The organism is Paenibacillus hodogayensis (assembly GCF_039536325.1).
GTDB classification, from domain to species: Bacteria; Bacillota; Bacilli; order Paenibacillales; family NBRC-103111; genus Paenibacillus_AB; species Paenibacillus_AB hodogayensis.
Window position 1 is genome coordinate 209,839 of record NZ_BAAAYO010000014.1, and the last position, 24,940, is coordinate 234,778.

23 protein-coding genes are annotated in these 24,940 nt (G+C 56.6%); 13 read left to right on the forward strand and 10 right to left on the reverse strand.

Going from position 1 to position 24,940, the window contains the following annotated elements; all coding sequences use genetic code 11:
* The first annotated feature begins 38 nt into the window (after positions 1 to 38).
* The 3 genes from ABD796_RS28985 to ABD796_RS28995 are packed head-to-tail and all read left to right on the forward strand — an operon-like array spanning position 39 to position 3,729.
* Positions 39 to 995: an ABC transporter permease gene (locus ABD796_RS28985; protein WP_344914977.1), complete on the forward strand. Its 957-nt coding sequence runs from the start codon at positions 39 to 41 to the stop codon at positions 993 to 995.
* 15 nt (positions 996 to 1,010) lie between these two features.
* On the forward strand, positions 1,011 to 1,895 hold the full coding sequence (locus ABD796_RS28990) for a carbohydrate ABC transporter permease (RefSeq protein ID WP_344914979.1): 885 nt from the start codon (positions 1,011 to 1,013) through the stop codon (positions 1,893 to 1,895).
* A 49-nt stretch (positions 1,896 to 1,944) separates the two neighbouring features.
* Complete coding sequence (locus ABD796_RS28995) at positions 1,945 to 3,729, forward strand: NHL repeat-containing protein (protein ID WP_344914981.1); 1,785 nt, start codon at positions 1,945 to 1,947, stop codon at positions 3,727 to 3,729.
* A 222-nt stretch (positions 3,730 to 3,951) separates the two neighbouring features.
* Here ABD796_RS28995 and ABD796_RS29000 read toward each other — a convergent pair whose 3' ends face one another.
* From ABD796_RS29000 to ABD796_RS29010, 3 genes are all read right to left on the reverse strand, one after another.
* Positions 3,952 to 5,466, reverse strand: coding sequence for a hypothetical protein (locus ABD796_RS29000; RefSeq protein ID WP_344914983.1), 1,515 nt, complete (start codon positions 5,464 to 5,466; stop codon positions 3,952 to 3,954).
* 2 nt (positions 5,467 to 5,468) lie between these two features.
* Positions 5,469 to 6,014, reverse strand: a complete 546-nt coding sequence (locus ABD796_RS29005) for an HAD-IIIA family hydrolase (protein WP_344915385.1) — start codon at positions 6,012 to 6,014, stop codon at positions 5,469 to 5,471.
* A gap of 165 nt (positions 6,015 to 6,179) precedes the next feature.
* A complete protein-coding gene (locus ABD796_RS29010) occupies positions 6,180 to 7,994 on the reverse strand; it encodes an FAD-dependent oxidoreductase (RefSeq protein ID WP_344914985.1) in 1,815 nt (604 codons plus the stop codon).
* A 127-nt stretch (positions 7,995 to 8,121) separates the two neighbouring features.
* Here ABD796_RS29010 and ABD796_RS29015 point away from each other — a divergent pair, with 127 nt between their 5' ends.
* Positions 8,122 to 8,919: an AraC family transcriptional regulator gene (locus tag ABD796_RS29015; RefSeq protein WP_344914987.1), complete on the forward strand. Its 798-nt coding sequence runs from the start codon at positions 8,122 to 8,124 to the stop codon at positions 8,917 to 8,919.
* Positions 8,920 to 8,955: 36 nt separating this feature from the next.
* Here ABD796_RS29015 and ABD796_RS29020 read toward each other — a convergent pair whose 3' ends face one another.
* Complete coding sequence (locus ABD796_RS29020; protein WP_344914989.1) at positions 8,956 to 9,795, reverse strand: TrmB family transcriptional regulator; 840 nt, start codon at positions 9,793 to 9,795, stop codon at positions 8,956 to 8,958.
* Positions 9,796 to 9,922: 127 nt separating this feature from the next.
* On the opposite strand from ABD796_RS29020, the gene ABD796_RS29025 reads away from it, so the two are divergent.
* The gene (locus ABD796_RS29025; protein WP_344914991.1) at positions 9,923 to 10,813 is read left to right on the forward strand and encodes a DMT family transporter; all 891 of its coding nucleotides are present in this window, start codon (positions 9,923 to 9,925) and stop codon (positions 10,811 to 10,813) included.
* A gap of 33 nt (positions 10,814 to 10,846) precedes the next feature.
* Here ABD796_RS29025 and ABD796_RS29030 read toward each other — a convergent pair whose 3' ends face one another.
* Both ABD796_RS29030 and ABD796_RS29035 read right to left on the reverse strand, forming a co-directional pair.
* On the reverse strand, positions 10,847 to 11,206 hold the full coding sequence (locus tag ABD796_RS29030; protein ID WP_344914993.1) for a DUF4180 domain-containing protein: 360 nt from the start codon (positions 11,204 to 11,206) through the stop codon (positions 10,847 to 10,849).
* Positions 11,203 to 11,694, reverse strand: a complete 492-nt coding sequence (locus tag ABD796_RS29035) for a helix-turn-helix transcriptional regulator (RefSeq protein WP_344914995.1) — start codon at positions 11,692 to 11,694, stop codon at positions 11,203 to 11,205. Before ABD796_RS29035 ends, ABD796_RS29030 begins: the two co-directional genes overlap by 4 nt.
* A gap of 252 nt (positions 11,695 to 11,946) precedes the next feature.
* Between ABD796_RS29035 and ABD796_RS29040 the strand changes: the two genes are divergently transcribed.
* The 5 genes from ABD796_RS29040 to ABD796_RS29060 all read left to right on the forward strand — a co-directional run bounded on the left by ABD796_RS29040 (position 11,947) and on the right by ABD796_RS29060 (position 17,138).
* Positions 11,947 to 12,657, forward strand: coding sequence for a response regulator (locus ABD796_RS29040; RefSeq protein WP_344914997.1), 711 nt, complete (start codon positions 11,947 to 11,949; stop codon positions 12,655 to 12,657).
* A gap of 14 nt (positions 12,658 to 12,671) precedes the next feature.
* Entirely contained in the window at positions 12,672 to 13,787 is a 1,116-nt protein-coding gene (locus ABD796_RS29045; RefSeq protein WP_344914999.1) for a sensor histidine kinase, read from the forward strand.
* 116 nt (positions 13,788 to 13,903) lie between these two features.
* Positions 13,904 to 14,842 carry an ABC transporter ATP-binding protein gene (locus ABD796_RS29050; RefSeq protein WP_344915001.1) on the forward strand — a complete coding sequence of 313 codons (939 nt, stop codon included), beginning with the start codon at positions 13,904 to 13,906 and terminating at the stop codon, positions 14,840 to 14,842.
* 21 nt (positions 14,843 to 14,863) lie between these two features.
* Positions 14,864 to 15,988: an ABC transporter permease gene (locus tag ABD796_RS29055; RefSeq protein ID WP_344915003.1), complete on the forward strand. Its 1,125-nt coding sequence runs from the start codon at positions 14,864 to 14,866 to the stop codon at positions 15,986 to 15,988.
* Position 15,989: 1 nt separating this feature from the next.
* Positions 15,990 to 17,138 carry an ABC transporter permease gene (locus ABD796_RS29060; protein ID WP_344915005.1) on the forward strand — a complete coding sequence of 383 codons (1,149 nt, stop codon included), beginning with the start codon at positions 15,990 to 15,992 and terminating at the stop codon, positions 17,136 to 17,138.
* Between the two features lie 172 nt (positions 17,139 to 17,310).
* Here the strand turns inward: ABD796_RS29060 and ABD796_RS29065 are convergent, their stop codons facing one another.
* The 3 genes from ABD796_RS29065 to ABD796_RS29075 form a co-directional block, all read right to left on the reverse strand.
* Positions 17,311 to 18,651 (reverse strand): ABC transporter substrate-binding protein, encoded by a 1,341-nt coding sequence (locus ABD796_RS29065; protein ID WP_344915007.1) that lies wholly within the window; start codon positions 18,649 to 18,651, stop codon positions 17,311 to 17,313.
* Between the two features lie 118 nt (positions 18,652 to 18,769).
* Positions 18,770 to 19,120 carry a Rieske (2Fe-2S) protein gene (locus ABD796_RS29070; RefSeq protein WP_344915009.1) on the reverse strand — a complete coding sequence of 117 codons (351 nt, stop codon included), beginning with the start codon at positions 19,118 to 19,120 and terminating at the stop codon, positions 18,770 to 18,772.
* Positions 19,121 to 19,134: 14 nt separating this feature from the next.
* On the reverse strand, positions 19,135 to 20,196 hold the full coding sequence (locus ABD796_RS29075) for an amidohydrolase family protein (RefSeq protein WP_344915011.1): 1,062 nt from the start codon (positions 20,194 to 20,196) through the stop codon (positions 19,135 to 19,137).
* Positions 20,197 to 20,380: 184 nt separating this feature from the next.
* Between ABD796_RS29075 and ABD796_RS29080 the strand changes: the two genes are divergently transcribed.
* Entirely contained in the window at positions 20,381 to 21,214 is an 834-nt protein-coding gene (locus ABD796_RS29080; protein WP_344915013.1) for a helix-turn-helix domain-containing protein, read from the forward strand.
* 295 nt (positions 21,215 to 21,509) lie between these two features.
* On the opposite strand, the gene ABD796_RS29085 is transcribed toward ABD796_RS29080, so the two are convergent.
* The gene (locus tag ABD796_RS29085) at positions 21,510 to 22,205 is read right to left on the reverse strand and encodes a response regulator transcription factor (protein ID WP_344915015.1); all 696 of its coding nucleotides are present in this window, start codon (positions 22,203 to 22,205) and stop codon (positions 21,510 to 21,512) included.
* A gap of 226 nt (positions 22,206 to 22,431) precedes the next feature.
* Between ABD796_RS29085 and ABD796_RS29090 the strand changes: the two genes are divergently transcribed.
* Positions 22,432 to 23,550, forward strand: a complete 1,119-nt coding sequence (locus ABD796_RS29090; protein ID WP_344915017.1) for a helix-turn-helix domain-containing protein — start codon at positions 22,432 to 22,434, stop codon at positions 23,548 to 23,550.
* Positions 23,551 to 23,682: 132 nt separating this feature from the next.
* Complete coding sequence (locus ABD796_RS29095) at positions 23,683 to 24,732, forward strand: ABC transporter substrate-binding protein (protein WP_344915019.1); 1,050 nt, start codon at positions 23,683 to 23,685, stop codon at positions 24,730 to 24,732.
* Positions 24,733 to 24,940: the final 208 nt, after the last annotated feature.

Genomic DNA, 24,940 nt, shown 5'->3' on the forward strand with positions numbered 1-24,940 from the left:
GCTTCGCGAATCCCGCAGTCAGGAGGAGGTGTCGGAATATGAGCGAAACTGCGGCCGTCTCCACATCGCCGGTGCAGCATACGAAGAAGCTGAAGAAGCGCAAGGTCCGAGCCAAGACGCTGCTTGCGTTATACGCGTTGTTTGCGCCGACGGCCATCTGTCTGTTTATTTTTCACTATATTCCGATGTACGGCATCATCATTTCGTTTCAAGACTTCTCGATCTACAAAGGCATTCTTCACAGCGACTGGGTCGGATTCAAGCATTTCCACTACTTTTTGACCGACCCGAAGTTTTGGCAGGTTATCCGCAATACGATTCTGATCAACTTCTATAACCTGCTCTTCGGGTTTTCCGCTCCGATCTTGTTTGCGCTGCTGTGCAACGAGATTTATCAAAAGCACGTCAAGCGCGTCGTGCAGACGATCTCGTATTTGCCGCACTTCCTGTCCTGGCTTGTCGTGTCCGGACTGTTCTACGAGCTGCTGTCTCCGCAAACCGGGCTGGTCAACCATCTGCTCGGCTGGTTCGGCGTCGACCCGATCTTTTTCATGACCGAAAGCAGCCTGTTCCGGGGCATTCTCGTCTTCTCGGATATTTGGAAAAACGTAGGCTGGTCGGCCATCCTGTATTTTGCCGTCATTTCCGGCATAGACAGCAGCCTGTACGAAGCCGCTTGGATCGACGGGGCGAGCCGCTGGAAGCAGACGATCCACATTACGCTCCCCCACATGCTGCCGATGATTTTGCTGCTGTTCCTGCTCAGGCTCGCCAGTCTGTTCTCGGTCAATTTCGACCAGGTGTTCCTGATGCAAAATCCGCTCGTCTACAACGTATCCGACGTGGTAAGCACCTATGTGTACCGGATGGGCATCGAGTCTTCGCAGTACAGCCTGACTACGGCGATCGGACTGACCCAGAGCATACTCGCCTATACGCTGTTGGTCAGCTCCAACCGGCTTTCCAAAAAAATATCCGGCCTGGGGCTCTATTAAGGAGGGAACCGCGGCATGCTGAACTATCGCTCCCCGTCCCGCATTGTATTTAACATCTTTAACTATACGCTGTTCGCGGCGCTCTCCGTCTCGATCATCATCCCGTTCATCAACGCCATCGCGATATCGCTGAGCGATTACGGTGCGGTGCTGTCCGGCAAGATCGGGCTCTGGCCGGTCAACTTTAATCTGCTGGCCTACAAGAAGCTGGTCGCCAACTATTTGTTTATCAACTCCATCCTCAACACCGTATTCCTGACGGCGGTCAATACGGTGCTTGGCGTAACCGTCGCGCTGTGCGCCGCTTATGCCTTGGCCCACAAGCAGTTTATCGGAAGGAAAATTGCCTTCAACTTTATTTTGATCACGATGTATTTCAGCGGCGGGCTGATTCCCACCTTCCTGCTGGTGAAGGGACTCGGGCTCGGCAACACGTATTGGGCGCTTATTCTCCCCGGCATGGTCAGCACGTTCTACATCATTATTTACAAGAACATGATCGATCAGCTGCCGAAGGAAATTATGGAGTCGGCGGAGATCGACGGAGCCGGGGAATTCTCGCTGCTGTTCCGGGTCGTGCTTCCGCTCGTGCTGCCGATGACGATGGCGTTCGTCATCTTCAGCGCGGTGGCGCATTGGAACGAGTGGTTCGGCGTCCTGCTATATATCAAGGACAAGAGCAAATGGACGCTGCAGTTCCAGCTGCGGGAAATTATGTCTTCCGGGCTCAGCAATTCCGCCAAGGATCTGGAGGTCGCCGCCAACCCGGGCCAGCAGATCCATGCGGAGAATTTGAAGATGGCCGCGCTGATGATTACCGTGCTGCCGATCATTTGCGTATATCCGTTTCTGCAAAAATATTTTATTCACGGCCAGTTCGTAGGCGCGGTCAAAGGATGAACCGGCGATGCCGCAAACGGAAGGCGCGCGAACGGAAGGTGGGGATGGGATGTCGGATCGTCAGTTGAAACAGCCGGAAGCTGTAGAGCGGCCGTGCCGCAATTTCTGCATCTTGGGCAAAACCGTTGTCCGGGACCCGATGGACGGACGGGAAAAGCTGGTGCTGTCCAATTTCGCCGCGGGGTCGGTCGGCAATCTGATCTTGATCGACACGGAAACCGGCGAAGGGGAAACGATCGGCCTGCCCGGCGATGCCGGGGCTTGGGCGCTGCTGAATTGGCGCGACGAGAAGCTGATCGTCGGCACGTGCCCCGGCTATGCGTATGTGCATAGCCTGGACCTGCGCACGCGTACGTGGGCCGTGCCGCTGCGCGACGAGAGCGAGCAGTATGTCTGGAATTGGACCATCGGCTCCGACAACAACGTATACGGCGGCACGTATCCCGGCTGCGTGCTGCTGCGGTACGATCCCGAAGCCCACACGCTGGAAAACCTCGGCAAAGTGTCGGATCATCCGAAAAACATGTACAGCCGCAATGTGGGCGCGGTGCCGGGCCATATTATTATAGCCGGCGGCTTGGATACGCCGTTCGTCAGCGCCTATGACATCGCCGCCGGCACGCTCCGGCCGTTCGCCAGCCCGCAAGGCTTCGCATCGCTGCACGAAGCCCATGACCGGTTCATTTGCGTCGCGCTTGACGATACGTATACGTTTTACGATTCTGCGACGTTCCTGCCGATGGAGGAGCCTCCTTCCTTCCGCGAATCGCTTGCCCAAACGAAGCTCGCGCTCAACGAGCGCGTCAGCGTCGGCGTCATCCCGCTCGGCGGCGGGGGGCGGGCCGGCGTTCGCGGGCAGGATTACGTCATCGCCGCGCCCGGGCAAAAGCCGGAGCTGCGCCCTATTCCGGCGGAGGCGCCGGCGACGCAGATTCATACGGTCGTGTCCGACGAAGAGGGTCGCATCTGGGGCGCCTGCGGCTTCGGCCAGACGATCTTCCGGTACGATCCCGCAAGCGGCGACTACTGGAACTCGTCCGGCGTCTGCGACTCAGGCGGCGAAGTGTACGGCATGCGGTTCGCGGAAGGACGGCTGTATATGACCGCTTACGCGGGCGGCGACCATATCGTCTACGATCCGCTGCGGCCTTGGAATCAGTTGGACAATGTCAATCCGCGAACGCTGCAATCCGTCGGTCCCGAGCTGATCCGTCCGCTCTCGCGCAGCATCGTCGGCCCGGACGGCGCCATCTGGACCGGATGGTCGGCCCAATACGGCGTCTACGGCGGAGGGCTGTCGCGCATCCGGCCGGCGGACGATGCCGTCGACTCTTGGTACGATCCGGTGCCCGGTCAGCAAATCGCCGAAATCGCCGCCGACGACCGGTACGTGTATTTCACGACGAATACCGGGGGCAATGGGTTGAAGGGGCGGCAGGAGCCCTGCCACCTGGCCGTCTTCTCGACGGAGGGGACTATGGTGCATAGGGTCCGTTTGGACGAAGGCGTCGTCCCGACTGCACTTGCCGCAGGCGGCGGCAAAGTATGGATTAGCGCGGGCACCGGGATTCTCGTCTTCGATCCGGACTTATGCGCGTTCGAGCCGACGATCGACCTGGGCACCCGCTCGCACTGCATGGTCGCGATCGGTGCAGAGACGCTGGCCGTGTTCGGCGAGCGGGAGCTGTTTCATCTGAATACCCGGACCGGAGCTGCGGTCGGTGTCGCCGCTCTGCCGGGGGCCGTCAAGACGGCGACAGTCACCCCTGCGGGCGAGCTGTACTTCGGCTTCGGCGTCGACCTGTACCGCTTCCCCCGCGCGGACGGCGACTGAGCTATCGCCTCACGGAACGGCAAACAAGCAGAAAGAGACCCTCAGCAACGGGCTGAGGGTCTTAAAGTTTATATGAAAAAAGGGGGTCGAGTTCTATTATAGGCGCTGTTTGTTAACACAGGATGAAAATCAGATTGCAGTTTTGTTACATTTTGCTGGGGCTTCCTAAAGCATAGCCGGCTTCATCATCAGCTCTGGCGTACCATTCCGCTCCACGGGCCGTTATTCCGCCCCTGACAGCTCGTAGTCATACCACATGGCCGCCTGCCCGCTATCGAGGTTGCGGATCACGTTCACCTTCGTCCCAAGCGTATACAGCTGCTTGTCGCTGCCGATATACACCTTGACGGCGTCGTGCTCCGGATTGCCGAGCGGGGTCAAGGTCCCATCCGCGCCAACCGTGTACAGACCCGGCTCGGCCCTCTCGCGCTCCCGGTCAAGCGGAAATTCGCCCAACCGGACAACGAGCTTGCCGTCGGAAGTCAGGGGCATATGCACGCCGGGATCGCCTCTCCCCAAGAATGCCGCCTCAAAAGTCGGCGCTCCCAAGTCCAAAACTTGAACGACCAATTGGTTCCACTCTGCATTCATGACGCGAAAGCTGTTGTCCGCAGCCAGATGCCCAAGCCGGAACGAATCCATCATCATGTGCCCGTGAAAGGATTGTCCGTATGTGGCGAGCCAATAGCTGCCGTCCGCGTTCGGAATCACCTTCGCCGGCACCTGCGGAAAATCGGTCAGCGGCGTCGCTTTGCCGTCGGCAACCAAATAAAGATAGCCTCTCAGCATGATCGCCGTCGTGTAGAAGTTCCGTTTCTCGATCGCGACGAGCGAGCGAGAGCCGTCCAAGGCAAATACCTTTTCCTCGTATTCGACCTTCCCTGCGTTCGACGGAACGTCCATGTCGGCTTTCTCCAGCAAGCGCAGCCCTTTGTAGTAGATGCCGTCTTCGCGAATATCCGGCTCCTCCGCGACTCCGCGGTAAGGATCGTCCAGCCGCTGCCGCTCCATCCGCTCAAGCAGTGTTTGAGTCTCCTCCTGGCTCAACGGGACCGGCTTGGCGTCAAGCGTCTTCCTCACTCGGAGGATGCGGTTCTGGTCCACGGGCCTGGGGGCGAGCACATACAGATGATCGGCGTCATCGAATACGATAAGCTGGAGCACCATCTGCTGCCCGCCGATGACGTTCAAGCCGTTGACCTTGTCCCAATACATCGTCAAATGCAGCAGGTCATGAACGAAATGCCACGTCAGCGGCATATACGTAATCCCTTGCAGCTCCAGAAACGGATACTCCTCCCTACCGTTCTCGATCGCCGTCCCCGCGACGGAAATCGGGTACGCCGCCGGAATTGCCGTGTAGCTTGCGGGCAGCGAGCGCTTAGCGGACAGCTCCTGCGAGAAAGGCTTCTTGGGAAGTCGGGGGACCAAAGCGGCTTCCCATTCCGGGACTGCGGTTATTCGCAATCCCGCTTGTTCGTCCCACTCGAGACGAATGCCGAGCGCTTCCGCATTGTCCCACGCCAGCGGCAAGTACGTGATGCCCTTGTACGTGATGAGCGGATACTTCGCGCGAATCTGGTCCGTAAGCTGACCGTTCATGCGGACCGGATCGTTCGTAACCGACACCCGTACGGACGTCCCGGCCGCTCCGGCCTTCTCAGCGATCGGAGCGAAGACCGCAGCCGACCAAGCGACAGCCAGAACGAGCATCCATATCCTTATTCGATGATTCACCGCTACGGCACATCCTTGTCTACTTGCCCCAGCAGCCATTGTGCCGCCTCCAGCACGTTGGCCGCAACGAAGTCGGGCTCGGCGTCGGCCCATTTGTCCCGGTAAACGTGCAGCGAATCGCTGCCCCAGCCGGTCAGCACCAATATTTTCACGGCCCCTACCGCATGGGCGGCCAGCATATCCGTCGAGCCAACGTCCCCGATCACCGCGCAGCGGGTCAGATCCAGTCCATGCTCCTGCGCAGCTTTCCGCAGCAGTCCGGGCTGGGGCTTGTGGCACTCGCATCCTGCGCCAGAGGAATGCGGACAAATATAGGAGGAGTCGAAGCCATACGAAGCGAACTGATCGACAAATTCCTGCTCCACGGCTTCCCCGCGGGCAATCCGGTGCTGGTTGGTCAGCGCAAATACCGGAATGCCGTTCTGCTTCAGCAGCCGGATCGCCTCCAAGGAAAAAGGAAACAATTCAAAGTCGCGGGGATGAATAAAATGCCCGTCGCCCCCGATCGTGCCGTCACGGTCCATAAATACAGCCTGAACACCTTGCAAGCCGCTCTCTCCTATACCCGCAATGCTCAACTGTTCATACCCCTCTCGCGAAATTAGATAAGCGAACATGATCCCTATCTACTTTCTGTGAGAACGGCTTGTATTCCTCCCCTTATCATTCACGAATTTGGACAAAATCGGTACAAATTCCATCATTTTTCCCGCTTACTCACAGACAATTTCGACGACCCGGGCATGATCCAAACCGTTCGTTTCCAGCACTTCGAGACGCAGCCTCGTTACACCTTTCAGGTCGATACCGAGATGAAGCATACGCTGGTAGTGGTCACGAATGTGGGCGATTTCCGTGATGCCCCCTTCGTGCTCGGCCCTCAACCGGAACGACTTCAACGTCTCCTCCTGCGGTTGTCCCCACTGCATGCGCCGAAGGACCGAATCGACGTGACACAAGGTGAGCCAACGGTGAAGTCCGGTGTCCAGCACCAGCGTCACCCGCTTCAGATCGACGGGAGTATCCCAGCGAAGCTCCAGCCAAGGGGCCGCGTCGCCAGGCTCGGACATCCAGCGGTGGGTGCCCGGATCGGTCAAGTCGGGACGCACTCCCTTCTCCCCGTGAACCGAACGGGTATGCCCATCGACCGCGAACGCCGCACGGCCCGCCGCCTGCTCGGACGAAGCCGTGATGCGGGCGCTCCTTGCGAGGTTGCGCGTAAGCCGATAGCCGGGCAGAAACGCTCCCTGCCGGAGCAATTGCTGCTGGGCGGCCTTCACCACCTCCGGATCGGTCCACGCCTGCCGAAGGGACAGCTTGCGAGCGAGCGCCGTGGCGGCAAACGTACCCAGCCCCTCTCCCATCGTTGCGCACGTCCCCATTACCCGCGTACTGGAAAACGCCATGTGGGTGGCAGACAGGTTGCGCCCGGCGAACATCAGATTGGATACGTTCCGGCTAATCATCGACCGCAACGGGATGCTGTACAGGTAAGGCGTGTACGGCTGGTGGCAGGGCTGCTCCCCCTTGGCGTCGATCCCTTCGGGCGGATGGGTGTCCATGGACCAGCCGCCGTAGGCAATCGCATCCTCGAAATCCGCCGCCTGCTCCAGATCGTTCTGCGTCAGCACGTGCTGGCCAAGAAACCGTCTGGACTCTCGTTTGCCGGGAAGAAAGCCGAACCAGTCCAAGGCCCAATTCGCCGATTCGGGATGATGCCCGCTGTTTTTGATATGATCCCAGACGCCCAACATGATCGCCAGCAATTCATCGCGAATCCGTTCGTTGTCCTTGATCGTATCGAGTATCCCGCCGAACTCGACCCACCAGTACCCGTACTCCCAAGTGCTGTGGTTGCGAAATCGAAGGTCCTCCTCGCTGAACGTCCGGGCCCATTCCGGCGCTGTGAATGCCATCGGCTTCCCCATATCCCGGGACGTAAACAGCAGCGAGGACCCGAGCCGGTACGCATCGCGGTTCGCGTTCGCCCCCGATTCCCCGTATTCGTCGGCTCCTTCCCTGCCTGTGGTATAAGCGGCTTTCGCCTCGTGCCCGAGCCGGCCGTCCCCGGTACAGTCCGCATACAGGACCGCCTGAATCTCAAATTCGTCCTCCGTGCTTTCCCTTACCGCCGTTACCGTTTGAATGGTATCTCCCTCCATCGCCGCCCCCACGACTGTCGTATTCAGCAGCAGCGTCAGGTTCCGCTCCGCGCGGCATTTCTCATAGAGAATCAAATCCAGCATACTTGCGCTGCGCTGAGGATTGCGCACCGAGCATTCCAGCATGATCTCCTCCAAAATCCCGCTTTCTCTCCGCTCGGTTTCCAGCTCCTTGCCGATGGCCGACGCTCCCGAAATATTCATGCGGATTTCCGAGGAGGCGTTGCCCCCCAGCACAGGGCGGTCCTGACACAGCACGACCTGCGCCCCGTTGCGAGCCGCGGCAATGGCGGCGACGACTCCCGTCACCCCTCCTCCGGCCACCAGCAGCTGTGTGTCCCATACGATTCGCTCACTTTTCCCCATCGTTGCTTGACTCCTCTCCTTGGCAGGACTATCTTTAATTACATAGTAAACGAGACCCCATCCCTTTAAAATTCACATAATTAACTTGACCATATCCAAAATTTCAACGCCAAAGGAGAGGTCGGCCATGAACCGGGACCTGCTGCCGGAGCTCGTGACGCATATGTATTGGGAACGCAAGGAGCGCTTCTTGCTGGAGCAAGATACGTACGTGACATGGGTGCTGTTCGCTATCGAGCAAGGGAGCTTCGCATACCGGATCAGGGACGTGGAAGACACGGGAGAGGTCGGGGATTTGATCGTATGCCCGCCTCGCACCGCCTTTCACCGTTCGATCCGGGCTGCTCTGAGTTTTCATGCCATTACGTTCCGGTTTCCCGCCGAAGTCGAGGAGCAGGCGCTACAAGCGCTAAAGGGCATAACGAAAATCAAATTGCCCCAAAGCCGCCGATTTCTCGAAAATACGCATGCGCTCCGGCAAGAAGCCGCTCTCTCCAGCCCCAGTGTGGCGTTCGACAAGCGGAAGCAGCATTATTTCCTCGATCTCTGGCTAATCGCGATGAGCGTCCTCGCGCAGTCCGCGGATCGCCCCTCCCCCGCTGTCGACCCGATGATGCGGCAAGTTTCCGATTATTTGAGCCGCCATGCGCAGGAATCCCTTCAGATCCGGGAGGTTGCCCGCGCGTTCGGGCTGACTCCCGTGCAGCTGATCCGCCGGTTCCACGCCGCCTATGCGACGAATCCTTTGCATTATTTAACGGAGCTAAGAATGAAAAAAGCCTGTGCTCTATTGCTAGAGACAGACTGGACTTTGGATGTGATTGCCCACCAATGCGGATACGAGAACGGCTACTACCTGAGCCGCGTCTTCACCAAGCAGTTGGGGAGCAGTCCTTCGCTTTATCGGCAGCAGCATCGGCTGTAGCTCGCTGAAGCCCTTCGCCGCCAAATCCAAGAGCATCTACAAGCCCGGATCGGGCAAATAATACTTTTTGCCGTTCGGTCCCATGTAGAATTTGTTGCGCAGATCGATTAGATCCGGGCCGAATTTTGCTTCCAAAGGTTCCCGGAATTCGCGCATAATCTCCATCAGATAAAGGTCATGGATAATAACCTCCGTAATCGGCATAACAAGCCCGGGATGCAGCGTCCAAGCTGCGCGGCTATCGTCGCCGAGCGATAAGATGCCGGCAATGACCTCCCGGTCGTCCGCGCTGAATACGACCCAGCGCCCCCCGTAATCGGAAGTGATGGCTGCGCTGCTGTCGTGCGGATATACGTCGGCAAAATCAAAATCAAGCTCCCCGTACGCCACGATGACGATCCGGACGCCGGCCTTGGCCGCCCGTTCTAGGTCCTCGCGTAACTCCTCGGCGTCCTCTTTCCACATTTCCAGCAAAATACGGTGTCTCGCGCCCTTCACGCCTTCTCTAATGCGGTTAATAATCGCTTCGCCGCCTGCAATGTTCCATATACTTTCGCGATTTTGCGACGTGATCGTGTATTGCTCCAACGCTTGCTGTGCATCCGCGAATACTTGCTCCGCTTTACGCTTTCTTTGGGCTATCAGTTCATTCGGCGGCAACGGCACGTATAGCGGAGTACTTTCCTGACTGACCAAGATATCGCCGCGGCTGACCATTCCCCCCAGCACCTCATAGATTTTGGATCGCGGCACGCCGGAGTTCAACGATACGGCGTAGCCGGAAAGCGGGGACTTTTCCAGCAGCGTCAAATAGGCTTTGGCCTCGTATTCCGTAAAGCTCATCTCTTGCAAAAATGTCAGGACTTCCGGTTTCATGCGGAGGTTCCCCCTTATCCCAATCTTTACTATCTATTTTCTTGACAAACAGAAGAAGAGTCAATATTCTTTAAGGTAGCTACTTTTGTAGCTACTAATTTAAAGATATATGCTTAGGAGGATTTTTATGAGCAAACCGTCGCCGCTCAACCGAACTTATTACGCTTCCACCGTTACGGCCCTGCTCATCTGGAGCACGTCCTTTATCGCTACGAAAGCGGCATACGCTACTTTCCCGCCGATTACGCTGGGCGCAGCTCGCTTCGTTATCGCCACTGCCGTTCTAGGCATTTTTCTGCTGCTCCTGAAAGAACGTACGCTTCCAGCGCCAAAGCATTTGGCTCTAATGGCCCTGAGTGGCAGTCTGGGCATTACTTTATATTTTATGATGGAAAATATCGGCGTCAGCCTGACCAGCGCCTCCAACGCCGCCCTGATCGTTGCTTCCTATCCGGCCGTAACGGCACTGCTGGAGTGGCTCCTGTACCGGACAAAGCTGTCCGCAAGCAAAATGCTCGGTATCGCCCTCGCGATGATCGGAGTATACGTCTTGTCCCAAACGGGAGGCGCGGAAGAAGGAGGGTCGCATATCGTCGGGAATGTGATCCTGATCGGGACCGGTTTTGTATGGGCTTTTTATAATTTTACTACACGCAAAATCGTTAACCAGTATCCCGCCATCACGCTATCTTTTTATCAGACAGCTGCCGGAACCTTGCTTTTTCTTCCGTTCGTCTGGATCGAAAGAAACGCCTGGCAGCCTCCGACGCTGGCTACTTGGAGTCTACTCCTGTACTTGGGCGTGATTTGCTCCGTCGTTGCTTTCATGCTTTACAACTTCGGTCTGAGAAAATTGTCGGCCAGCGTGTCTGTTTCGTTGATGAATCTGGTACCGATTTTCGGCGTTTTGTTTTCCATTTTGTTTTTGCGGGAAACCGTGTCCTGGCTGCAAGCGGCGGGCGGCTTGGTCGTCATCGTCGGAGTGCTGCTGAGCGCCGCACAGCCAACCTCCAAATAACCGGTCGGGACGAGAAGCCCCCCGACCGACCGCTCAGAAGCCGAGCAGCCATTGCTCGGCTTCCTCTACGGTGGCGAACACTTGGAAGTCGTTCCCGTGCTTCATTTCCGCAATCATCTCTTTGGCCCTTCCCTGAATAAGCTGACCATCCGGTATGACGGCGGCCGCGCGAATGCGGTAATTCACGAATTTTTGCAGGACGCTTCCGGCCAGCCCGGTTCTCAGCTTGAAAAAATCGTCCGATAACGTTCCCTCCCCCAGAAGCAGCCGCAGCGCGTCATGCCCCATGCAGGCGCCGACCAGGTCCAGCGCATCCTGCTCCGTGGCGAGCGGACTCGTGGAATCGGCCGCTACATATGTTTTGCCGTTTCTATCGATAATGGTGTAATTCATGGGTGTTCCTCCTCATTTTCTTCTATTAGGGATAAAGCTTGGCGCAATCGTTGAATCCACTCGACTTCCGCTTTGTAAAAACTCGCGACATTGTCCCCGATCATGTCCCGGATACAGGCCGCCCGGGGCGTTACTCCTGCCGCTGCGGCGTCTCGCCGCTTTTTCTCCTCATGGTAAGCCAATTGCAGACGGACTTCCTGCTCGTAACGGTCCAGCATGATCTGGAGCTCCGCGGCATCCAAGGATCCGGCGCCGGCAAGCCGCACGAGAAACATTTTTTTGAATTCCGGCGGCTCGGCCGCGGCAAGCAGCCAGTTTTTCAGCTCGGCCAACCCGGCTTCCGTGATCGTATACACTTTAATGGACGGCGAGCTTTCCCGGTGCTGGACCTCATGGGTCAAATAGCCATGATTGAGAAGCTCGGTCAATGATTTGTAGATCTGATTGTTATTGCCCGACCAAGGCATGTACGATGAATTCTGCATCATCTTCTTGAGATCATATCCGGTTACCGAACGTTCACTCAGTATGCCCAGAATGGCGTGATTGATGGAAATTGGAACTCCTCCTTTCGTAACATATGTTAATAATAACATAGGTTATTGTAAACTTCCAGTCCCCGCATGTTAACTCTTCAAGTGCCCAACCCAGTTGACGACAAGAACGCATTCCGTCATAATTCAGTTCGATACGGCTCATTTCCGTTTCAAAACCGATAGGTTCTGAGGAGGCCAGCCTCATTGAAAATTAAAGTGCTGATCGCGGACGACAATTCGTTTATTCGGGAAGGCATGAAAATTATTTTGACCAGCTTCGAGGAATTTGAAGTGGTCGGCACGGTTGCCGACGGAGCCGAGGCAGTAGCGTTCTGTCAAAGTCACGAAGTGGACGTCGCCTTGCTCGACGTGCGGATGCCGAATATGAACGGCGTCGAGGCGACCCGCCTGCTGACGGAGCGGACTACCGCCAAGCCGCTTATTTTGACGACGTTCGATGACGACGACTTCATTCTAGAGGCTGTGAAAGCCGGAGCGCGCGGATATTTACTGAAAAACAACGACCCCGAACGCATCCGCGACGCGATCAAAAGCGTTTACCATAATCATAACGTGCTCCAGGACGTCGTGCTGGATAAGCTGAAGTCCAACCTGCTTGCCGGTCCGCATGCGGCCGTTGCATCCGCGCCCACAAACAAACCGGCATCTGCGCCGGATAAGCAGGCGGCCGAAGGCGGCAAAATCGACCGCAGCCTGTTCACGGAGCGCGAGCTCGACACGATGGAACTGATCGCCAAAGGGCTGTCCAACAAAGAAATCGCCAAGAAGCTGTTCATCTCCGAAGGGACCGCGGCCAATTACATTACCTCGATCCTGAACAAGACGGGGCTGGAGCATCGTACGCAGATCGCCATTTATTATTTGACCGGCGCCTTGAAAATGTCGGACGAATAGGAGAGATGTCACCGATGGAGCTATGGACGATCGGGAACAAAGCGGCGGTGCTCGGGTATGTCGTTGCGGCTGCTTATCTGGCCGATTCCGAATCCGCCGTCAACCCTTGGCACATGCTTGCCTACCTGCTGTATCTTGCCCTTAATATCGCCGTGCCGATAGTCAAAAAGCAGCAGCCGAAACGACTGCTGGTCGCGCTGTCCGCCGCTTCGGTCATCGTCTTCGCCGTCCGGCTGAACCCGCTGTTCCTGCTGCTTCTGCCGGTCAACGCCCATGAGCTGCTGTCCTTGCCGAAGGAGAGAAGGCTGTTGACGCTGACAGCCATGGTACTGCCCGTCCTCCTCCTACCCGTTGTCCTGTATCCGCCGTACCTGCTTTGCGCCTTGCTCAGTTATTTGCTTCAAGCCTGCGGCAACTCGATGGGCGGCAAGCTGGCCAAGCTCGAAGACGAGCGGGAGCGGACGCGGGAGGATGTGCACCGGCTCACCCGCTCTCTGCACGAAAATATCGATTATATCCGCCAGTCGGAGTATACGATCAAGCTGGAGGAGCGCAACCGGCTGTCCCAGCGCATTCACGACGACATCGGACACGCGATGGCCGGCGCGCTCATTCAGATGGAGGCTTCGCGGCGGCTGTTGACCTCCGACCGGGACAAGGCATCCGAGCTGCTCGGCAATGCGATCGCCATTTCCAAGGAGGGGCTCGAGCGGATTCGACTGACGCTGAAGGATATGAAGCCGCGTTCCGAGGAGCTCGGGATCAATCGGCTTCGGCTGTTCGTGGACGAGCTGTCGACCAAGGAGACCGTGACGGCCACGCTCAGTCACGACGGAGATCTGGATAAGATTACGCCTCTCCAATGGAAGATCATTCAGCAGAATACGACCGAAGCGGTCACGAACGCCCTTAAATACGCCGAAGCTACCGCGATTCACGTGGAGGTGCGGATGCTGAACACCTTCATTAAGACCGTCGTCACGGATAACGGCAAAGGAGCGCCCAAGGTCGTGAAGGGGCTTGGCATACTCGGCATGGAGGAAAGGTCTGCGGCTGCGGGCGGAACGGTGATCGTCGACGGAACGAAAGGCTTCAGCGTCACGACGCTGCTGCCTTATCAGGGAACATGATATTTCTCATCTCGTAAAACATGAATATTCTCATAGCCAAAGGATGAACTTATGCACTGACATGAGGGCATCCTTTTTGATTACAATACAGTCATAACCGCTAAGGAGTGATTCGGGTGAGCAACGTTCTGGAGATCCGCGGCCTGACGAAAAAATTCGGCGATTTCATCGCCGTCGACAATATGTCACTTAACGTGCGCGAAGGGGAAATATTCGGTTTTCTGGGCGCGAACGGAGCCGGTAAAAGCACGACCATCAATATGGTCGCTTCGCTCTTGCGCAGCACGAAGGGCGAGATCGCCCTGCTCGGCAAAACGATCGCCAAGCACGGCAAATTTGCCAAAATGAATACCGGCATCGTGCCTCAGGATCTGGCGATCTATGAGAACATGACCGCTTACGAGAATGTCAGCTTTTTTGCCGGGCTGTACGGTCTGAGAGGGGCCGTGCTTCAAGAACGAACGGAAGAAGCGCTCGAATTCGTCGGCCTGGGCGACAAGCCCCGCAGCTATCCCCGCAACTTCTCCGGAGGGATGAAGCGGCGGCTGAACATCGCCTGCGCGATAGCCCACCGGCCCAAGCTGATCATCATGGACGAACCGACCGTCGGGATCGATCCGCAATCGCGCAATTATATTCTCAACTCGGTGCGCAAGCTGAACGAGATGGGCTGCACGATCATTTATACAAGCCATTACATGGAGGAAGTCGAAGAAATTTGCACCCGTATCGCTATCGTGGATCATGGCAAAATCATTGCTGAGGGCACCAAAGAGCAGCTCAAAGCCATCATTACCGATTCCAAGGAAATATGGATCGGCATCCGGTCCGACGAATCGTTGAACACCGAGCCGTTGAAGGCGATTCAGGGCGTGACCTCCGTCCGGCTGGAGGAGCAGACGCTCAAGCTCGTGTCCAAGGCGGAGATCAACAATTTGAACCGGATCATTCAGCAGTTGATCAAGGATCAGGTCGAGATCCGCTCCGTCGAAGAGCAAGCGCCCAATCTGGAGACCGTATTCCTGACCTTGACCGGCCGGAACTTGCGGGACTAACACGTAAGGAGGATGAAGGTCATGACGATATGGACGATAGCTTATAAAGAAATCCGCTCCAATCTGCGCGATACCCGGACGTTCCTGTTCATGCTGGCGTTGCCGATTCTGTTGATGCTCATTCTCGGCTCCGCGCTTGCCAACACCTTCTCCGACGACATTCATGTAGGCAATCTGCGGCTTCTGGTCAAAAGCGAAGCTACCCTCCCCCAGTTGACCGCCTATTGGAACGGGTTCGCGGAAACGATCGGCAAAGAAGGCGTGGCGATCGAACAGGCCTCCGTCGCGACGGACGGACGGGACGAAGTTCGCGCCAACCGCTATAGCGCTTATGCAGAGCTGGACGATACCGGCATCCGTCTGTATGGGAGCAGCAAAGACACGATCGAAAGCAACATTTTGCAAGGGATGCTGACGGCATTCGCTGACCGTTACTCGCTCGCAGCCGCGGCCTTCCGGACCGATCCGGCCGCCGCGCAAGCGATCGTCGCCAGCGCCGGGCAACCCGTCGATTTCATCCGCGAGACCGCACTGACTGCCGATAAGCGGCCGGGCTCGATCGATTATTATGCCGTTGCGATGACGACCATGATCGCCCTCTACTCCGCCATGTCGGCCAGCTCGCTCTTCCGCGGGGAACGCACCCGCAACACCGCCATCCGGCTGATGGCCGCTCCGATCAGCAAGGGAGAGATCTTCCTCGGGAAAGTGATCGGATGCACCTTTATCAATATGCTGTGCGTCATCGCCGTCGTGTTATTCAGCAAATTCGTCTTCCAGGCGGATTGGGGCAATCACTACGTCTCCGTGTTTCTCGTGCTGCTCACCGAAGTGCTGCTTGCCGTAAGCCTGGGGCTCGGGATGAGCTTTCTCATTCAAGGCGACGGCGCCCGGTCGATCATCATGATCTTCACGCAGATTGCCTCCTTTATCGGCGGCGCCTACTTTCCGATCGGCGATACGGAGGGCGTGATGACCTGGATTTCCAACCTGTCGCCGCTGCGGTGGGCCAATACGGCTTTGACGCAAATTATTTATCTGGACAAAAGCTCGGCCGCATGGCCCGCCATCGAACTGAACATTGGCATCGCTGCGGTTTTTCTGATCATTGCCGTTATCTCCATGCGCAGACGGGAGGCGTTCTAACATGAGCGACCTGTTATGGCTTATCCGTAAAACGCTGACGAACACGTTTCGCAGCAAAAAAAGCTGGTTCATTTATATCGGACTGCCGATCGTAGGGGTGCTGGTCTCCATGCTCTTGTACAGCAACGAAAACAGCGGCACGCTCCATATCGGCATCGTAAACCGGGACGGCGATCAGACGATCACGCAGAATGCCATCCGCTTTCTCGAAAGCATGAATCAAGTCAAGGTCACCTCCGTTGCCGACGAACCGACGTTGAACGGCCAGATTGCCGCAGGTCAACTGGACAGCGGCATCCTGTTCGGGGCGGGGTTTGCCTCCAGCGTGCGGAAAGGGGAGCCCGAGCAATTGACCCTCGTTTCCGTAAAAGGCGCGCAGGTGACCGCCTATGTCAAGTCCATGCTGCACGGCTATATCGGCAACGTCGCCGCAATCGGCCGCAACGCCCCGGACGACGCCCGGTTCGCCATGCTGTATGACGCCTACGATCGGCAAAGCTTCAAGCTGACTGCCGAGACGGTGCAGGACACGTCCAACACGAAGATCATGACGTATCAATCGATCGGGTTCCTGATTACCTTCATGATGTTTTCCGCCGTGAATATGTCGGAAATTATTCTAAAGGATAAGGAAAACCGCACGTTCTTGCGCCTTCTCTCCTCGCCCGTGTCGGCCAAAAAGTACGTGTTATCGAATGTCGTCGCGAACGCGGTCGTCCTTTTGCTGCAGATCGTCGTCACGCTATTCATCATCAAGAATGTGTTCCATACCGACTCGGGCATCCCTTATCGATACCTGGTTCCGGCGCTGTTTCTGTTCGGGCTGACGGCCATCGGCTTGTCGCTCTTGATCGTCGCGTTCTCCAAGAACAGCGTGAGCGCTGGCGCCTTGCAAAACCTGATCATCACGCCTACCTGCCTGCTCGCCGGCTGCTTCTTCCCGATGGACATCATGCCGGATACCGTGCGCAACATCTCGAAATTTATGCCGCAGCACTGGCTGCTCGATATGATCAACAAGCTTCAGCAAGGCCAGTCGTTCGGCAGCCTGTCTTTGAATATGGCCATTCTGATCGCCTTCGCCGCCGCCTTTGCCTTGATCGCGACTTTCCGGTTCGGGCGCAACAACGACATCCGACAGTTTGTATAATGGCGAACCGGCCGTCATCGGCATACAAGTTGCGAATCGGAAAGTATGGGTCGTAATGTCCATACAGCGGCAGCCCCCGCCGCTCCAAGCGAAGCAAGCACGGCTCTCCGCTGGTCTCGGCGGGATTAGCACCGCATGGGGCGAATCCCGCTCTTGGACCTGCCGCCTCTCCTTATTTTGCCGTTCTGATCCTCTTGGCTTCTTCGATCCGTTTGAGCGCAAGCTCCTCCGCCTCGCGGAACGCCGTGTTCATATCTTTCGTGCCGTCCGCGATCGGCAAGGCGGATGCCGCGTACACGCTGTTCACCGAGAACGTATAGTCCGCGGAAGGCGGGATCGGCGCGTTTTTGTATTTGAAGAGCGCCGCATAGTTTTTATCCGGGAAAGCCGTTTCCTTCCCGTACTCTTTCTTCGTATCCTCCGTCATCAAGGTCGGAATGAAGCCGCGCCGGGAAACCCAGCTTTGGTACTCGTTCGAAATCATGAACTTCAGCACTTCCATGGCGGCGTCCTTTTCTTTCGTCATATTGGTCAAGCCGAAGTAGAACGGGGTCGTCTGCGTCCCGACTCCGGGCGCATCCGGGAAGACCGGCACCGTAACCATATCCCAATTGAACTGCTGCATGGCGGGAATCAAGCTCGGGCTGATGTAGATGGCAATGTTGTACGCATACATCGCCAAATCCTGTTTCGTCACGAACGCATCGTTGCCCGGTATCGCCTTCAATGTCCCGATTTTGCTGCGAACGCCGTTATCCTGCATCGGCTGCACGAACAGCGCATCGAACAGCCTGCGCCAGCCGGGATTCGTATTGATCGTCGGCTGCTCCGTCTCGTTATTGACGAGCGGGATGGACAACTGGTTTTGGGCGATGAATTGGCTGGGAGACGTACTCAACCCGACATACTGCGTGCCGTTCTCGAACCGCGTCAGCTTCTTGCCCAGCTCGACCGCTTCGTCCCACGTCATGCCGTCCCGGGGATACCCGACGCCGAATTTATCGAACAGATCTTTGTTGTAAAATAGAACGAACTTCATATCCGTAACCGGTACGCCGTACGTTTTTCCTCCGGAAAACTGCTTCATCGCTTTAATCGATTCCTGCTCCAGCCGACCCAGATCGACTTGATGCTTCTTCATCAGTTCGGTCATGTCGTACTGCATCCCGAACGAAAACAGCGTGTTCTCGAAAATCCCGATATTGTTGTAGAAAATGTCGATGCGCTGGCCTTCCGTCAGCAGCTTCGTCGTGCCTTCCTGGATATTCCCGCTCGGCATCTGGATATATTTGAACGTATGGTGAGGAAATTTTTTGTAAAGCAATTCCCCGTACTGTTTATCGAAAAAATCTTTCGGTTGAGTCGAGCCGCCATAGAAAATAATTTCCGCCGGAGGCGTCTGCACATTCTGTACTTCTTCCGCCGCACCGCTGCCCGCTTTGCCGCAAGCGGCAAGCGGCAGCAGCATAAACAATAAAGGCGCCATCCCTATTTTTTTCGATACGATCGCCAAGTTGTTGCCCCCCTATGGAATCGTTTGCTCTACCCTGTACATCCGCTGAAGTTGTAGATCTAATGTAAACGTTTACAATGTTTTCTGCATGTGCGCCGCTTTTCACTCCTCGCCATCGTTACAGGATGATCCCCAGCTTGCCGTCTTCCAGCACAACTTCGTAGCGGAGCAATCGCGTATTGGGGCGAACGAGCGATTTGCCGGTCTTGATCTCGAATTCCCAGCCATGCCACGGACATCTGACGATTTCGCCTTGTCTTCCAAACGCGTACTCGTATACATCGGAGGGCAAGGTCGTACCGCATACCGGTCCTTTGCACATTTCCGCCCCTTGATGAGGACAGCGGTTCAAGATCGCGTAATATTCGCCTTGTATATGGTAAATGACGACGGAGCGCCCCGAGACTTCGTATACGCGATGCTGTCCTTCGGCAATCTGGTCGGCCGTGCCGACAACATGTACAGTCATTGTGCCTTTCCTCTCTACAGCTTGTATAACTGCTTGGCGTTCTCGTAGAAAATGCGTTTCCGCTCTTCCGGCTTCAACCATCTCAGAATGTGATCAGGAGAATCGAAATCCCAGTGCGGATAATCGCTGGAATAGAGCAAAATATGCTCCGCGTCGATCATCTCGAAAATCTGCTTCAGCTGGGACGGCCGACTCGGCTCCTCGATCGGTTGTGTCGTAAAGAAGCAATGGTCGCGAATGTAAGCGCTCGGCATTTTTTTCAGCCAAGGCACTTGGGAACGAAGCGCCGTGTAGTTTTTATCGAGCCTCCACATCAGATGCGGCAGCCACGATACGCCGCCCTCGATGAATACGAATTTCAAGCGCGGATATTTCTCGAATACGCCCTCGCATATAAGACTGGTGAGATGCGCCATGAATGTCGTCGACAAGCAAGTATGCCATTCGATATACCATGTCGGATACCCCGCCGCCGTAGGCGGATTGGCCTGTCCGGCCCCTTCCGCTCCGGGATGGATCGCTATCGGCAGTCCGTTTCGTTCGGCGGCCTCGTAGATCGGATGGAAGTATCGTTGCCCGAGCGGCATCCGGGAGGCGCTGCTGCTCACCACTTGGACGAAGCCCGGATGGGAACCGAGCCGGTCGATTTCTTTGGCGGCTAGCTGCGGATCCTGCAAGGCAATCATAATCGAGCCTTTGAATCTGGGGTCTTTGTCAAGCCAATGTTCGACCAAATGATCGTTGTAGGCGCTGACGACGGCTGCGGCGAAGTCCGGATCATGGCCCACCGACACGCTGAACAAATTGCCGGTCAAAATCGCGTACTCCATATTAAAGGGCTCGACCAGCTGCTTGATGACGAAATCCGGGTCCGATCCGACGCCTCCGCCATCGGGAGGAAAAGCATCCTGCCTGCCGACACCGACAGGAGAGTAGTAGCCGGAGTACATCAGACCGAGTCCCGATTGGGCCACCCGGTTCTTCCACGCGTCGGACAAGTACGGCAGCAAATCCCGTTCGCTTCTTAACGCATTGTGAACGTCGCAGTCAATGATCTTTAATGGTTCACTCAACATCCGATCCCCTCTCTGTTTGAAACGTACCTCCAATTTATCATGAGCGCGATTTCAATATCCATGAACGTTAGCGATTCTTTTTGAACAATTCAACCCTTTTGCGAAATGCATCCCACGAACAAAGGACATCGGTTTCGCGCGTAGAATGGATAATCGACTCCGGAATGGGAGAGGTGGATGACTCATGTTTACTTTGAAATCCGTCTTGTACGACGACCGCATCGAGAAGTGGCACATCCGGGACGAGCCCGTCTATCACCATATCCTGATCTTCGTTGTACGCGGAAAAGTGATCTACCAAGTAAAAGGAGAAGTGATCGAGCTTCACGAAGGGGACGTTCTGTTTATCCCGTCCGGCACGATCCGCTCCTGCCATAACGATGCCAAAGGCCCGCATCAGAAATATTCCGCGCATTTCACGGCATCCGGAGAAGCGGAATCGGCCCTGGATGTATTGCGCGAAAACGGCGTATTCAAATGGACGATGCATAACGGCAATTACTTCAGACAGCGTTTCTCCATGCTCCTCATGCAATGGTTCGATCAAGCGCTCGGAGGGCATCTGATCTGCCAGGGCATCTTGCTCGAGCTGGTCGGAAGACTGATTCACGATGCTCGGCACAAGCATAACTCCACGGTCAAAAAAGATTTGATCGGCAGACTGCAAAACTATATCGTCCACAATCATTGCAAGCCGATTCAGCTGTCCGACTTGGCGCGTCACATCGACCGCTCCCCGAATCACGTGACGCGAATATTCAAGGAAATGCTCGGACAAACGCCGATCGATTACATTCATCAGGTCAAAGTCTCGGTCGCCTGCGAATTGCTGAAGGGGGGCGGCATGACGATCGCGGAAATTTCCGATCATCTCGGCTATTGCGAGCAGTCGTATTTTCATCGCGTCTTCAAAAAATGTACCGGAGTCGCCCCAACGGCCGTGCAGAAAGGACATTCGATCGCCTTCGTCCCGCTTCCCCGGCTTAGCGCGGCCGCCCGGACAGAAGCGTCCACATGAAGACGAGTTCGGCCCGAAATGAAAAGGCCGCCACGAATGGCGACCTTTTCACTCCGCTTATTTGGGCTGTACCCATATGGATGTCACTTTGTTTTTATTCAGACGCTCTACGCCGCCTACGATTTCTTTTTCATGCTCAGTCTTTAGTGCGGCTATTCGACGATCCAGAAACTTCTCATTCCGGCCAACTACTCCCGTGCATCGATATCATTTGCCGCACGATGATCCTTCTCTGCATGGCGTCTTGCGCAGCTATATTGACGCTGGAAAGCTAGTTGGGGGGGGGCAGCCGGTTTTACGTGACGGGGGCGAATTTGTAACCGAAGCCTTTCACCGTCGCAATATATTTGGCGCGGGACGACCCGCCTTCCAGTTTCTTGCGCAGGTTATGCATATGCGTTTTGATCGTGTCGGGGGAGTAGTTGGAGGGGCTGTCCCAGATTTGCTCATACAGCTGCCCGGGATGAAAGACCCGGTTCGGGTGCTGGGCCAGCGTCAGCAGCAGTTGAAGCTCCTTGGGCAGCAGCGCAACCGGTTCCCCGTTAACCTTCACGATCAATTGGTCCAAATCAATCTCCAAACCCGGGTAACGGAGCTTGCGGCTTTTCTCCGCCATGGCGGCCAGCTGAGCGCTCCATCGCAAATTCGCCTTCATCCGTGCCACCAGCTCGAGCGGATCGAACGGCTTGGTCATATAATCGTCGCCGCCGGATTGCAGCGATTGAAGCTTATGCTCCTGCTGCTTGTTCCCTGACAGAAACAGGATCGGCCGATCGTACATCGTTCGGATTTGCCGGCACAACGTGGCGCCGTCCATGTCCGGCATTTGCAGATCGAGCAGGATCAAATCGGGGGTTTCGCGCTGCAACAAGTCCAAGCATTGCCGGGCGTTGTAGGCGGGAAGCACTCGGAAGCCCTCCGCGGTCAAAAACAGGTTCAGTATCTCCTGCAGCTCCGAGTCGTCGTCTACGGTCATTACGGTTGCGGACATCGGCCACCCTTCCCTTTACAGATTGGATCAAACCGGATCTTACGCGAATTCGCCCAATACGTCTTCTCTACCGCCTATTATACGCCTCTCCCGCACAGGACGCTACGGAAGCCGGGGGCGGAAAATTCGCCGCTTCCGTTGAAACCCGCCTCGATTTATCCTATACTGCAATCATTGATAACAATTCTCATAGATTAGCTTACAGACTTTTTAGCGAGAGGTGCGGATGTCCATGGCAGGAGAGGCGCGCCAACGAATCGAAGCAACGGCTGCCTATATGGAGCGGCATCTCGACGAGAACGTAACGCGCGAAACGCTGGCCGCGCTGGCCGGCATGAATCCGGAGCATTACTCGCGGTTGTTCCGCAAATACATGGGAGCGAGCCCTATCGACTATTTGACCGGGCTTCGGATGGAACGGGCCAAGACGCTGATGCGCCAAAGCGAGGCGCCGATTGCCGTCATTGCCCGGCAGGTCGGCTTTACCGACCCGTATTATTTCAGCCGCCGCTTCCGGCAAGCCGTCGGCCTTCCCCCGCTCTCCTACCGGCGGAAACCGCAGCAGCGCATCGTCGCGCTCGACTACTACGAGCATTTTCGCCTGCTCGGCATCGAGCCCGTTGGCGCGGACGGCAGCATGGTAAGCGGTTCTTTCCCCGATTGGTCCGCTACGGCCCTCGACGTCAGCGGGTTCGACTCCCGGCCCGACGCGGAGCGCATTCGCGCGCTGAAGCCCGATTTGATCGTGACCGCTCGGGAGGAGCTGGAGCCGGCGCTTGCAGCTATCGGCAAAACGGTCGTACTGAATATGCACAAGGACCCGGTATACGAGCAGCTCCGGGCGATCGCGAGCTTGACGGGCAGGAACGAAGAAGCCGACCGCTGGATCGCCGCCTATGAAGAGCGGGCCGCGCGGCTGCGCCAGAAGCTGTCCGCAGCGGCGGGCCATTCGGACCGGTCTGCCGCCGTACTGCGGATACGGGGGAATCTGCTGCAAGTATACGGCACGCTGAATATGGGCTACCCGCTCTACCGCTCCCTGCTGCTGGAGCCTCCGGAAAAAATCCGGCTGCAATCCTTGTGCAACCATTACTTCCATTCCAGCGTCATCGCCCCGGAAGAGCTGCCGTACTATGCGGCCCACCATCTATTTGTCGTTCTTCAGCCCGATTCGGCCAGCCGTCAAGTCTGGGACCGGATCCGGACGATGCCTGCATGGCGCCAGTTTCCCGCGGTGCGCAACGGGAATGTCTATGAAGTCGACGTTCGCCGCTGGCTCGCGTTCGACCCGATTTCGATCATGCGGCAGATGGACGAGGCCGCCTCGCTGCTCCTTGCCCGCTAAGGGAACGCCTTATCCGTTTCAATGACGCATAAAAATCCATCCAAACCGTCACAACCCTCTATGGTTCGCCGGCTCCGGCAATGGTATGATTTTTAACGATAACAAGAATCATTATCATTCATGGAGGGTGTCATGACACAAGCTGTACGAAACTGCTGCCGATCGGTCCGGCTACCGGCCATCGCCGTGCTCATGCTGGCGGTTCTGCTCACCGCTTGCGGGACAAAACCGGAAACGGATACCAAGACAACCGCCCCGGCGGTGACGAACGGAGCGGCATCGACCGACAAAACCAGTGCGAACGGCTCTACCGCCGCCAAGCCGCAAATGCGCATGTTCACAGACGATCTCGGCAGGAAGGTCGAAATTCCCGTAGCGCCGCAGCGCATCGTCGTCAGCGACTTCTCGGCGGAGATGCTCGCGGTCGGAGTCAAGCCGATTGCCGCCGGCAACAACGACTTCAAAATCGTCTTTACCCAATCCCAGATGAACGGTGTCGGGAAGATCGGGGACCCGCCGAACGCGGAGAACATTTTGCAGCTTGATCCGGATCTGATCGTCATGTCGACGATCGCTCCGCAAATTTACCCGAAAGTGACCGAGCAGCTCGAGAAAATCGCACCGATCGTCTACTTCTCGTTCGAGCAGGACCCGATCTACGAAACGTTCCCGAAAATTGCCGATGCCGTCGGCAAGCCGCAGGAAGCGAAGGCGTGGATCGAAGGCTATGAGAAGGAAAGGAAGCAAGCGCAGGAGCAGGTCAAGGCCGCCATTGGCGACGAAACGGTATCGGTGTTCCGGATCGAAAAGGGACGCCTGCGCGTTTACCTGAACCGCAACTTTGCCGGATACACCGTCAGAACCGCGCTGCAAACGAAGCCGCCCGCCGCCGTCGCCGCCGAGCTGGCCAAAGCCAAATACGGCTCCGCCGTCGAAATCTCGCTGGAGAAGCTGCCCGAATACGCAGCGGACCATCTGTTCGTGATCGTGCGCGGACAAGGCGACGATCAGGGGGCATTCAAGGAAATCGAGCAATCCGCGATCTGGAAAAGCCTCCCTGCCGTTCAAAAAGGTCGGCTGTACTTCATCGATACGGATACGTATTACGGGGTCGATATCGCCACGATCCGTCAAACCATGAAAGAAGCCTCGTCCATGCTGACGAAAGGCGCGGGAAAGTAAGCCTCCCCCGGACGCTGGATATTCTGGCGGGCGGCTGATCATTTTCCCCGCCGCCAAGCGGGTGTTAAGCCCCTCTTCCCCTCAAAAAGCCCGGAAACCGGCGAACTTCGTTCGCTCGATTTCCGGGCTTTTCTTGGAGAAATGGCGCAGGCGACGCGGTCAAGGCCCCGCTCGCCGGAAAGCGCTGCTGCACGATGCGTGCGAGTCC

Bases quoted from the DNA above. Each gene is read 5' to 3' on its own strand.
- ABD796_RS28985 (WP_344914977.1), top strand. From the start codon at position 39: ATGAGCGAAACTGCGGCCGTCTCCACATCGCCGGTGCAGCATACGAAG.
- ABD796_RS28990 (WP_344914979.1), top strand. From the start codon at position 1,011: ATGCTGAACTATCGCTCCCCGTCCCGCATTGTATTTAACATCTTTAAC.
- ABD796_RS28995 (WP_344914981.1), top strand. From the start codon at position 1,945: ATGTCGGATCGTCAGTTGAAACAGCCGGAAGCTGTAGAGCGGCCGTGC.
- ABD796_RS29010 (WP_344914985.1), bottom strand. From the start codon at position 7,994: ATGGGGAAAAGTGAGCGAATCGTATGGGACACACAGCTGCTGGTGGCC.
- ABD796_RS29015 (WP_344914987.1), top strand. From the start codon at position 8,122: ATGAACCGGGACCTGCTGCCGGAGCTCGTGACGCATATGTATTGGGAA.
- ABD796_RS29020 (WP_344914989.1), bottom strand. From the start codon at position 9,795: ATGAAACCGGAAGTCCTGACATTTTTGCAAGAGATGAGCTTTACGGAA.
- ABD796_RS29025 (WP_344914991.1), top strand. From the start codon at position 9,923: ATGAGCAAACCGTCGCCGCTCAACCGAACTTATTACGCTTCCACCGTT.
- ABD796_RS29030 (WP_344914993.1), bottom strand. From the start codon at position 11,206: ATGAATTACACCATTATCGATAGAAACGGCAAAACATATGTAGCGGCC.
- ABD796_RS29035 (WP_344914995.1), bottom strand. From the start codon at position 11,694: ATGATGCAGAATTCATCGTACATGCCTTGGTCGGGCAATAACAATCAG.
- ABD796_RS29045 (WP_344914999.1), top strand. From the start codon at position 12,672: ATGGAGCTATGGACGATCGGGAACAAAGCGGCGGTGCTCGGGTATGTC.
- ABD796_RS29055 (WP_344915003.1), top strand. From the start codon at position 14,864: ATGACGATATGGACGATAGCTTATAAAGAAATCCGCTCCAATCTGCGC.
- ABD796_RS29060 (WP_344915005.1), top strand. From the start codon at position 15,990: ATGAGCGACCTGTTATGGCTTATCCGTAAAACGCTGACGAACACGTTT.
- ABD796_RS29070 (WP_344915009.1), bottom strand. From the start codon at position 19,120: ATGACTGTACATGTTGTCGGCACGGCCGACCAGATTGCCGAAGGACAG.
- ABD796_RS29075 (WP_344915011.1), bottom strand. From the start codon at position 20,196: ATGTTGAGTGAACCATTAAAGATCATTGACTGCGACGTTCACAATGCG.
- ABD796_RS29080 (WP_344915013.1), top strand. From the start codon at position 20,381: ATGTTTACTTTGAAATCCGTCTTGTACGACGACCGCATCGAGAAGTGG.
- ABD796_RS29085 (WP_344915015.1), bottom strand. From the start codon at position 22,205: ATGTCCGCAACCGTAATGACCGTAGACGACGACTCGGAGCTGCAGGAG.
- ABD796_RS29090 (WP_344915017.1), top strand. From the start codon at position 22,432: ATGTCCATGGCAGGAGAGGCGCGCCAACGAATCGAAGCAACGGCTGCC.
- ABD796_RS29095 (WP_344915019.1), top strand. From the start codon at position 23,683: ATGACACAAGCTGTACGAAACTGCTGCCGATCGGTCCGGCTACCGGCC.